The organism is Halanaerobiales bacterium (genome assembly GCA_035270125.1).
In the GTDB taxonomy this organism is placed as follows: Bacteria; Bacillota; Halanaerobiia; order Halanaerobiales; family DATFIM01; genus DATFIM01.
Window position 1 is genome coordinate 1 of sequence record DATFIM010000055.1, and the last position, 10,101, is coordinate 10,101.

The 10,101-nt window shown below is 30.4% G+C and carries 12 protein-coding genes; all 12 read left to right on the top strand.

Annotation, left to right across the window (positions count from 1 at the left end; translation table 11 throughout):
• Positions 1 to 919 (top strand): amidohydrolase (locus VJ881_02990; GenBank protein HKL75009.1); only part of this gene is annotated, 919 nt, incomplete at its 5' end.
• Positions 920 to 1,026: 107 nt separating this feature from the next.
• A complete protein-coding gene (hisZ, locus tag VJ881_02995; protein ID HKL75010.1) occupies positions 1,027 to 2,259 on the top strand; it encodes an ATP phosphoribosyltransferase regulatory subunit in 1,233 nt (410 codons plus the stop codon).
• Positions 2,260 to 2,279: 20 nt separating this feature from the next.
• Positions 2,280 to 2,939: an ATP phosphoribosyltransferase gene (hisG, locus tag VJ881_03000; protein ID HKL75011.1), complete on the top strand. Its 660-nt coding sequence runs from the start codon at positions 2,280 to 2,282 to the stop codon at positions 2,937 to 2,939.
• Positions 2,914 to 4,209: a histidinol dehydrogenase gene (hisD, locus tag VJ881_03005; protein ID HKL75012.1), complete on the top strand. Its 1,296-nt coding sequence runs from the start codon at positions 2,914 to 2,916 to the stop codon at positions 4,207 to 4,209. The genes hisG and hisD overlap by 26 nt, the downstream gene beginning before the upstream one ends.
• A complete protein-coding gene (hisC, locus tag VJ881_03010) occupies positions 4,199 to 5,218 on the top strand; it encodes a histidinol-phosphate transaminase (protein ID HKL75013.1) in 1,020 nt (339 codons plus the stop codon). Before hisD ends, hisC begins: the two co-directional genes overlap by 11 nt.
• Positions 5,219 to 5,228: 10 nt before the next feature.
• The gene (gene hisB, locus VJ881_03015) at positions 5,229 to 5,828 is read left to right on the top strand and encodes an imidazoleglycerol-phosphate dehydratase HisB (GenBank protein HKL75014.1); all 600 of its coding nucleotides are present in this window, start codon (positions 5,229 to 5,231) and stop codon (positions 5,826 to 5,828) included.
• Entirely contained in the window at positions 5,825 to 6,448 is a 624-nt protein-coding gene (hisH, locus tag VJ881_03020; GenBank protein HKL75015.1) for an imidazole glycerol phosphate synthase subunit HisH, read from the top strand. Before hisB ends, hisH begins: the two co-directional genes overlap by 4 nt.
• Complete coding sequence (hisA, locus tag VJ881_03025; protein HKL75016.1) at positions 6,449 to 7,150, top strand: 1-(5-phosphoribosyl)-5-[(5-phosphoribosylamino)methylideneamino]imidazole-4-carboxamide isomerase; 702 nt, start codon at positions 6,449 to 6,451, stop codon at positions 7,148 to 7,150.
• Positions 7,151 to 7,183: 33 nt separating this feature from the next.
• Positions 7,184 to 7,942 (top strand): imidazole glycerol phosphate synthase subunit HisF, encoded by a 759-nt coding sequence (hisF, locus tag VJ881_03030; GenBank protein ID HKL75017.1) that lies wholly within the window; start codon positions 7,184 to 7,186, stop codon positions 7,940 to 7,942.
• Between the two features lie 31 nt (positions 7,943 to 7,973).
• Positions 7,974 to 8,624: a bifunctional phosphoribosyl-AMP cyclohydrolase/phosphoribosyl-ATP diphosphatase HisIE gene (hisIE, locus tag VJ881_03035; protein ID HKL75018.1), complete on the top strand. Its 651-nt coding sequence runs from the start codon at positions 7,974 to 7,976 to the stop codon at positions 8,622 to 8,624.
• A gap of 135 nt (positions 8,625 to 8,759) precedes the next feature.
• On the top strand, positions 8,760 to 9,068 hold the full coding sequence (locus VJ881_03040; protein ID HKL75019.1) for a (2Fe-2S) ferredoxin domain-containing protein: 309 nt from the start codon (positions 8,760 to 8,762) through the stop codon (positions 9,066 to 9,068).
• On the top strand, positions 9,043 to 10,101 hold a 1,059-nt coding region (locus VJ881_03045), incomplete at its 3' end, for a [Fe-Fe] hydrogenase large subunit C-terminal domain-containing protein (GenBank protein HKL75020.1). The genes VJ881_03040 and VJ881_03045, both read left to right, overlap by 26 nt.

Below are 10,101 nucleotides of genomic sequence, written 5' to 3' on the forward strand. Positions count from 1 at the left end.
TAAGCCGTATAGCTCAAATAATGATGGTGTAATGCATGCCTGTGGTCATGATGGGCATACTGCTATTTTAATTGGAGTTGCTGTCTTATTAAATAAATTAAAAAATGAGTTTAAAGGTAATGTAAAATTTGTTTTTCAACCAGCTGAAGAAGCTGAGGGTGGAGCGAAAGGAATGATAGAAGAGGGAGTTCTAGAAAATCCAAAAGTTGATGCTGCTTTAGGTCTACATCTCTGGGGAACTTCTCCCAGGGGAGTAGTGGAATACAAATCCGGTCCTTTTATGGCCTCTCCTGATAAATTCAGTTTAAGAATTTTAGGTGATGGTGGTCATGCAGCTCAACCAGAAAAAAGCACTGATCCTATTCCTATTGCTACTGCTATAGTAGATCAGTTCCAAAATATTATTAGTAGAAGAACAGATCCTCTTGAATCAGCTGTTATTTCTGTCTGTCATATCGAAGGTGGAGATACCCATAATGTTATACCGGATGAAGTTTTTATTGAAGGAACAGTAAGATCATTAGTTCCTGAAGTAAGAGATAAGTTACCTGAATATATGGAAAAGGCAATTGAAAAAGTAACTTCAATCTATGGAGCGGATTATGACTTTGATTATGAATATCGATTTCCTCCTTTAATTAATGATAAAAATATGACTGAGATTTTGAGTAAATCAGCAAAAAAAATCATTGGAGATAATAGAGTAAGAGAATTAAAAAAAGCAAATATGGGAGGAGAAGACTTTTCTTATTTTGCTGAAGCAGTTCCTGCTAATTTCTTTTATTTAGGAATGGCTCCTTCAGAAGATGAAGTTATAAAACATCATCAGGCCAAATTTGATGTAGATGATAGTGTTTTAAAAGAAGGAATAGCGGTTATGGTGCAGGCTGTAATTGATTATTTTAAAGAGGAAAAATAAGATAGATTAGAATAGTCCTGTTACATACTTGACAGGACTATTTTTTTATGTTATATTCTTTAGTGTAGTAAAGCATTAAAGCAAATAATTGATCTGGAGGTAAAAAAATGAATACAAATTCTCCACGTGGGATGAAAAGTCACTTACCGAAAACAACTTATGAAATTAAGCAAATAAAAGAAAATATAGAAAATATCTTTGCAAAATGGGGTTATCAGGAAATAATGACTCCCTTAATGGAATATTATGATATTTTAAAAAAAGGAGTAGGAGAAAAAAATAAACAGGAATTATATAAATTAATTGATAGAGAAGGTAATGTGCTTTCTTTGAAATCTGAAATGACTGCTCCTATAGCCAGAACCGTTGCTAATAGATATTCAGAAATAGATTTACCTGTTAAATATTCTTATTTTAGTCCTGTTTATCGTTATAATCAGGATCAACAGGGAAAAAATAGAGAGATTTATCAAATGGGTGTTGAATTTATTGGTAGTAACAAAATTTCTGCTGATGCTGAAACTTTGATAGTAGCAGTTGATTCTATTAAAGCTACGGGAATAAATGATTTTGAGATGGATATAGGACATGTTAAATATTTAGAAGGTGTTTTTAGTGAGTTTAATTTAGATTTTTCAGAAAAAGAAAGAATTAAGACTTTGTTAAATGAAAGAAATGTTGTTGGGCTTCGTAAATATTTAAAAAGTTTTGAAAGAAATGATTTATTAGAAGAACTCCTTTTATTAAGAGGAGGAAAGGAAATATTTTCTAAGGTTAGAGAATTAACTGATAATAAATTAATTTTGGAAGCAATAGCTAATTTAGAAGAAGTGTATGATTTTCTTAAAGATTATGGAATTGAAAAATATATTAATTTTGATATGAGTCTTATTCGAGGATTTAACTATTATACAGGAATAGTTTTTGAAGCCTTTAATAAATCTTTAGGCTATTTGATTTGTGGTGGAGGAAGATATGATAATTTAATTGAAAAATTTTCAGAAGAACAAATTCCTGCAGTTGGTTTTGCGATTGGGGTAGAAAGAATAAGACTTGCTTTAAAAGGTGAAAAGATAGATTTTAATATTGAAGATAATAAAGAAATTATAGTTTTTACTAAAGAAAAGAGAAAAAAAGCTTTATCTTATCTTAAAAAACAACATATCCAGGGAAAAAAATCTTTTATGTACATGCTAAATGAAAAAGAAAGTAAACATATAAATGATGTAGATTATTTAAAAGAAAAAATATTAGAAAATTATAATGGGGAAAAGATAAATAGATTACTTTTATTTACCGGTCAGAAAGATGAACTTCCACAGGTGATTAATGTTAATTAAAAAATGGTAGGAGGAAAAAAATGAGTAACCTGACAATAGCTATGCCTAAAGGTAGATTATTTGACAAATCAGTTGATATTGTATCTAATATGGATTTAATTAATAATTCTGCAGATTTTGATATTCTATCAAGAAAATTAATATATAAAGATGAAGAAAAAAATAATAATTTCTTGCTTGCTAAACCAAAAGATGTTCCAGCTTATATTGAACATGGAGCAGCAGATATAGGAATTACAGGAAAAGATGTGATTATGGAACATAATAAAAATTTATATGAACTACTTGATTTAGGTTTTGGAGCCTGTAGACTTGTAGTTGCTGTTCCCGAAAAATCAGGTATTGAAGAGGTTGAAAATATTCCTGAACATTCAAGAATTGCAACATCCTATCCTGGTATTACCAGAAAGTTTTTTGAAAAACTTGGTATTCAGGTGGATATCATATATTTAAGTGGTTCAGTGGAATTAGGGCCTCAAGTTGGACTTTCTGATTTAATAGTAGATATTAGTTCAACTGGAACTACTTTAAGAAAAAATAATCTTGTTCCTATAGCTGAAATAATGGAATCTTCAGCCAGACTTGTTGTAAATAATGTTTCATATAAAGCAAAACATGATGAGATTAAGAAATTATTAGCCTGGGGGAAGAAAAATGAAGATCTTGAATTATCAATCTGATAAAAATAAAATTGATGAACTTATAAAAAGTAGAGAATTTTCGATTGAAGAAGATGTACGTAAAAAAGTAAAAAATATACTTTTAGATGTTAAAAATGATGGAGATAAAGCAGTTTTTAATTTCACTGAAAAATTTGATGAAGTTAAGCTAGATGATTTTCAAGTAAAGGAAAGAGAAATTGAAGATGCTTATAATATAGTTGAAAATGAATTTTTGGATTCTTTGAAAAAAGCTGCTAAAAATATAAAAGAATTTCATCAAAAACAAAAAGAGGAAAGCTGGTTTGATAATAAAAATGGTAAAATGACCGGGCAATTAATAAATCCAATTAATAGAGTGGGCTGTTATGTGCCAGGTGGAGGAGCTGCCTATCCATCCTCTGCTTTAATGACCGTTATACCAGCTAAAGTAGCAGGAGTTAAGGAAATAGCTGTTACTACTCCTCCTGGAAAAGATGGAAAGATTAATCCTTATACTTTAGTAACTTTAAATGAATTAGAAGTTAAAGAAATTTATAAAATAGGGGGAGCACAGGCAATTGCTGCTCTGGCCTATGGGACGGAGAGTATAAAAAAAGTTATGAAAATAGTTGGCCCAGGGAATATATTTGTGACAATTGCCAAAAAAGAAGTTTATGGAAAAGTTGATATTGATATGCTGGCCGGTCCCAGTGAAGTAATGGTTCTGGCTGATAAAAATGCTAATCCAACCTATATTGCAGCTGATCTTCTTTCTCAGGCAGAACATGATCCAAGAGCAATTTCAGTTTTGGTCAGTCCCTCATTAAAATTAATTGAAAATGTAAAAAAAGAAATAGATAAACAGCTGCTAAAACTTTCTCGAGAAAAAATTGCTCGCAAATCTATCAAAGAAAATGGCGTTTTTATAGAAGTTGAAAATATAAATAAAGGGCTGAAATTAGTTAATGATTATGGGCCAGAACATTTTGAATTAGCTGTAGAAGAACCATTATCATATCTTGGCCAAATTGAAAATGCAGGAGCAGTATTTTTAGGAGAATATTCACCTGAACCTTTAGGTGATTATTTTGCAGGTCCAAACCATGTTTTACCTACAGGTGGTACCGCTAAATTTTCATCACCATTAACAACTGATGATTTTATGAAAAAATCAAGTATAATTTATTATAATCAAGCTCAATTAGAAAAATGTTCTCAGGATATAATTAATCTTGCTCGAAAAGAAGGTCTTGATGCTCACGCTAAATCAATTGAAATCAGGAAAAGAGGTGGTCAGGATGAAGGATGAGTTAAATTTAGATTGTAAACTTGATGCTAATGAAAATCCCTATACACTTCCCTTGAAAATCAGAGAAGAAATAGAGAAGGGGATTAAAGGATTCCAATTTAATAGATATCCTGATTCAAAAGCCAGAAAATTAAAGAAAAAAATAGCTGATTATACAGACCTTGCTAGTGAAAATATATTAATTGGAAATGGTTCTGATGAACTTTTATTAATGATCATGACTAAGTTTGTAGCACCTAATAAAAAAGCTGTTTTAGTTCACCCTACTTTTGGGATGTATGAATTTTATGCTGATATGGTAGGAAAAGGTAGTTATGATTTAAGTTTTAATAAAGATTTTAGTATAGATTGGGATAAGCTTGCTACTTATTCAAAAAAAGATGATTCTGCATTAACTGTTCTTTGTTCACCTAATAATCCAACTGGTAATATTTTGGATTTTAATAGGCTAGAAGATTTTATTAAAAATACTGATAATTATGTTCTTTTAGATGAAGCCTATTATGAATTTTGTGGTAAAACTTTAATTGATTTAGTAAAAAAATATGATAATTTGATAGTTACTAGAACTTTTTCTAAAGCTTTTGGGATAGCCGGGCTGCGTATTGGTTATTTAGCTGCTGATAGTAAAGTTATTGATGAAATTAGAAAAGTCAAATCTATTTATAATGCTGATAGATTCAGTCAAAAAATAGCCACTTTAGTGTTAGATGAAATTGATGAATTTAAAAAAATATGGAAAACTATTAGGGAAAATAGAAAAGAAATTTACAGGCAACTAGTTGATATGAAGGGAGTAATTCCTTATAAATCAGAAGCAAACTTTGTACTTTTTAATACAGAAAAACCAGAAAAAGAGATTTATTTAGCTTTAGCTAATAGAGGAATTCAGATTAGATTTCTGGAAGAACTGGAAATTTTAGGTGATAGTTTGCGAGTAACGGTGGGTACTGAAAAACAAAATGAAAAATTTATTTGTAATTTTAAAGAAATTCTAGATAAAAAATAGAGGTGATAAAATGATTGAATTAAAAAGAGAGACCACTGAAACAAAAATTTATTTAAAATTAGATCTTTATGGTGAAGGTAATTATGATATAAAAACTGGTATTGGATTTTTTGATCATATGCTAGAACTCTGGAGCCGTCATGGTTTTTTTGACTTAGAGTTAAAAGTTGAAGGTGATTTAGAAGTTGATGACCATCATACAGTAGAAGATACGGGGATAATGCTGGGAAAAGCAATAAATAAAGAGCTGGGAAATAGAGCGGGGATTAAACGTTATGCAGATATTATTCTTCCTATGGACGAAACTTTGCTAATGACTGCAGTTGATCTTGGTGGTAGATCTTATTATAAAAGTGATTTTTCATTTAGTAGAAATGAAGTTGGTGGATTTGCAGTAGAGTTAGTAGATGAGTTTTTCCGTTCCTTAGTTTCTCATGGAAAACTAAATTTACATTTCAGCCAAATCCGAGGAGAAAATACTCATCATATAGTTGAAGGGGCATTTAAAGCTTTTGCCCGGGCCCTTGATAAAGCTACTGATGCAGAAAAAAGATTGAAAGATAAACCTCTCTCAACTAAAGGCCAATTACAAGAAGGAGGTAGACATTGATAGCAGTTATAGATTATGGAGTAGGTAATATTGGCAGTGTTTTGAAAGCACTTGAATATCTTAATATCTCGGCCAAATTAACCTCTGATAAAGATGAGATAAAAAAAGCTGATGGATTAATTCTACCTGGGGTAGGTGCCTTTGGTTCAGGAATGAAAAAGTTACATGAAAGAAATCTTGTAAAATTAATTAAAAATGAAGTTAAAGATGGTAAAGCAATTTTAGGAATTTGTCTTGGATTACAACTTCTTTTTGAGACAAGTGAAGAAAATCCTTCAATAAGTGGTCTTTGTTTGATAAAAGGAAAAGTGAAAAAATTTGATAAAAATAAGGTAGAAAAAGTACCCCATATGGGCTGGAATAGTCTGGAAGAAACAGAAGAAATTAAACTTTTTTCTGATATAGATAATCCCCGTGATTTTTATTTTATTCACAGTTATTATGTAAAACCGGATAATGCAGATTTGATAAAAGCTGAAACTAGTTATGGTAATACTAAATTCACTTCTCTTGTTAATAAAGGTAATATCTGGGGAATACAACCTCATCCCGAAAAAAGTAGTCAAAAGGGATTACAATTATTGAAAAATTTTGCTGAAAAGATAGTAGGAGGTAATTAAATGGAAGTAATTCCAGCAGTTGATATAAAAGATGGTAAATGTGTGAGATTAACTCAGGGAGACTATAATAAAGAAAAAATATATAATAATAGCCCTCTTGCAGCAGCTAAATATTGGATAGAAAAAGGAGCAAAGAGTATCCATTTAGTAGATTTAAATGGTGCCAAAGATGGAAAAACAGTTAATTTTGAAAAAATAAAGGAAATAACTGAGAATATAGATATTCCGATTCAATTAGGAGGCGGGATTCGTAGTTTTAGTGATATGAATAAATATTTTGAGCTTGGGATTGATAGATTAATAGTAAGTACTATTGCTCTTAAAAATAAAGAACTTCTCAAAAAAGCATTAAATAAATTTGGCCAGGATAAAATTATTGTCAGTCTTGACATCAAAGAAGGGAAAATTGCTGTCAAAGGTTGGCTTGAAACTGCAGAATTAAATCCAGAAGAATTTTTGGATAATTTGATTGAATTAGGAGTTAAAAATATAATTTTTACGGATATTTCAAGTGATGGAATGTTAACTGGCCCTGATTTAGAAATGATAAATAAATTAAATAGAGAAGAAATTGAACTTATTGCTGCTGGAGGGATTTCTACTAAAAATGATTTGAAAAAGCTAAATAAAATAGGAATAAAAAAAGCAGTAGTTGGTAAAGCTCTCTATGAAGAAAAAATAAAACTTGAAGAATGGAATTAATATAATAGGATAATATTGAAAGCAGGTGAAATAATGTTAGCCAAAAGAATTATACCCTGTCTCGATGTCAAAGATGGGAGAGTTGTAAAAGGAGTTAATTTTGTTAATCTTAGAGATGAAGGAGATCCTGTTGAACTGGCAGAATATTATGATCAGGAAGGAGCAGATGAACTGGTTTTCTTAGACATAACTGCTTCTTCAGATAAAAGAGATATAGTTATTGATTTAGTTGAAAAAACTGCTAAAAAAGTTTTTATTCCTTTTACAGTAGGTGGTGGGATAAGAAGTATAGAAGATATGAATGCTATACTTGAAGCTGGTGCTGATAAGGTTGCCATAAATTCTGCAGCAGTGAAAAATCCCGAATTAATTACTAAAGGAGCTAGAAAATTTGGATCACAATTTGTTACAGTTGCAATCGATGCTAAAAAAATCAATGAAAAATGGAAAGTATTTATTCATGGAGGAAGAAAAGATACTGATATTGAACTTGTAAACTGGATAAAGGAAGCAGAAAAAAGAGGTGCTGGAGAAATTCTTTTGACAAGTATGGATCGTGATGGTACCAGAGCAGGTTATGATCTTGAGATGTTAGCTGCTATTTCAAAAGAAATAAATATACCTTTAATTGCTTCAGGAGGGGCAGGAAAACCAGTTCATTTAAAAGAAGTTCTAGAAAAAAATTTAGCAGATGCAGTTCTGGCAGCTTCTATATTTCATGAAAAAGATTATTCTATACAGGAAGTGAAAGAATATCTAAAAGAGAATGGTATTCCAGTAAGTCTTCATTAATTTATTAAGCTATGGAGTTAGGAGTGAAAAAATGAATATAAATACAGATGATTTAAAATTTAATGATCAAGGACTTTTACCAGCAATTTTGCAGGATTATAAAAGTGGTAAAGTATTAATGTTAGCCTATATGAATAAAGAAGCATTTCAAAAATCAATTAAAACCGGTAAAGCAACTTTCTGGAGTAGATCCCGGCAGAAATTATGGGTAAAAGGGGAAACATCCGGTAATTATCAATATATTAAAGATATGAAAATTGACTGTGATAAAGATACCTTACTATTATTTGTTGATTCTGCAGGTCCAGCCTGTCATACAGGAAATGAAAGTTGTTTTTATAGAAAAATTGATGAAGAATTTTCTGAAACTGATGAGTTGAATGAAAATTTGCTACAAGAAAATAAATCTTTTTATAATAAATTGTATGAAATTATAGTAGATCGGAAAGAAAATCCACAGGAAAATTCTTATACAAGTTCACTTCTCAAAAAAGGAATAGATCGGATTGGAAAAAAAATAGTTGAAGAAGCAGGGGAAGTTATAATTGCCGGTAAAAATGAAGATGAAGAAGAAATAATTTATGAAACTGCAGATTTAATTTATCATCTATTTATTCTATTAGTTCTTTACGATATAAGCATTTCAGATATAGAAAATGAGTTAAGAGAGAGACATAAATAGATTTGATTTTAGAGGGAGCAGCTAAGACTGTTCCTTTTTTTATGTTTGGATAATTATTTTTGCTAATTATCTTGACAGTTATATAGTCTAATGTTAGAATAAATGTGAAGTAATTCACAATAATAATATATTCTTATAGATTACAGTAAAAGGAGGGCCAGTTTTATGGAAATAAGTATTTGTGTGGGAAGCAGTTGTCATCTAAAAGGTGCCCATGATGTAGTAGATATTTTCAAAAAAATGGTAAAAAAATATGATTTAGAAGATGAAATTCATCTCAAAGCCAGTTTCTGTCAGGGAAGATGTACTGATGGAGTCGTTATAACTGTAGATGGTGAATTTATCACCGGCGTTAATCCTGAAAATGCTCGTGAAATATTTTACAATAGATTTGTTGATAAAGGTGGTGATACTAATAATGGAAGCCAAAATGAGTGTGCTTGAAGTTCATGATGCCAGTTGTAAAGATTGTCACCGCTGTCTTCGGGAGTGTTCTGTAAAAGCAATAGCTTTTGAAGATGATCAGGCAAAAATTATTGATGAAAAATGTATTTATTGTGGTAAATGTATAAATGTCTGTCCTCAGGATGCAAAAGTACCTAGAAATGAGCTTAAAATGTTTTCTTCATATTTAAAATCTAATAAAAAAGTTGCTGTGTCTATAGCTCCCTCTTTTGCTGCAGCCTTTAATCTTGATTCATCTTATAGAATTGTAGGGGCTTTAAAGGAATTAGGAGTTGATATTGTAGCTGAAACTTCTCAAGCTGCTGAATATATTGCAGCCGAATATCAGGATTTAGTTAGAGATAATTTTAAAAGTTTAATTTCTAGCTGTTGTCCGGCAGTTGTAAATCTAGTTGAAAAACATTACCCAGAACTTATTCCTTATTTATCACCGATTATTTCACCTATGAATCTTCATGCTGAGTTATTAAAAAAGAAATATGGAGATGATATAAAAGTTGTTTTTATAGGCCCCTGTATAGCTAAAATTGATGAAGCTGATTCACATCAAGGAAAATATAAAATTGATGCTGTTTTAACTTTTGATCATCTTAAAGATTTTATGAAAGAAAAATCTATTTCACCTTATGAAGAAAAAAAGCTTTCTTTTGATGAGTCCTGTTTTTCAAATGCAAGTTCCTATCCTTTAGAAAAAGGGGCAATTAAAACTGCTGCTTTGGAAGAGGGATTAGAATCGGAAGAAATAGTTTCTGTGAGTGGAGTAAAAAATTGCATGGAAGTTCTGGATGACCTTAAAAAAGGTAGTTTGAATGCTAATTTCATTGAACTTCTTGCCTGTGAAGGTGGTTGTATTAATGGTCCTGCTATTGATAAAGAACTAAGTAAAGCCAAAAGAAAACAGTTAATAAAAAAATATACTGCTGAAAAAATAGAAAGAAATAATGCTAAAAATGAATTTAATAGAGATAAGTTAAGTTTAGAAAGAATTTATAAAAATAAAAAGTATAATTTT

Bases quoted from the DNA above. Each gene is read 5' to 3' on its own strand.
- hisD (HKL75012.1), top strand. From the start codon at position 2,914: ATGAAGATCTTGAATTATCAATCTGATAAAAATAAAATTGATGAACTT.
- hisIE (HKL75018.1), top strand. From the start codon at position 7,974: ATGAATATAAATACAGATGATTTAAAATTTAATGATCAAGGACTTTTA.
- hisZ (HKL75010.1), top strand. From the start codon at position 1,027: ATGAATACAAATTCTCCACGTGGGATGAAAAGTCACTTACCGAAAACA.
- hisF (HKL75017.1), top strand. From the start codon at position 7,184: ATGTTAGCCAAAAGAATTATACCCTGTCTCGATGTCAAAGATGGGAGA.
- hisA (HKL75016.1), top strand. From the start codon at position 6,449: ATGGAAGTAATTCCAGCAGTTGATATAAAAGATGGTAAATGTGTGAGA.
- hisC (HKL75013.1), top strand. From the start codon at position 4,199: ATGAAGGATGAGTTAAATTTAGATTGTAAACTTGATGCTAATGAAAAT.
- hisG (HKL75011.1), top strand. From the start codon at position 2,280: ATGAGTAACCTGACAATAGCTATGCCTAAAGGTAGATTATTTGACAAA.
- hisB (HKL75014.1), top strand. From the start codon at position 5,229: ATGATTGAATTAAAAAGAGAGACCACTGAAACAAAAATTTATTTAAAA.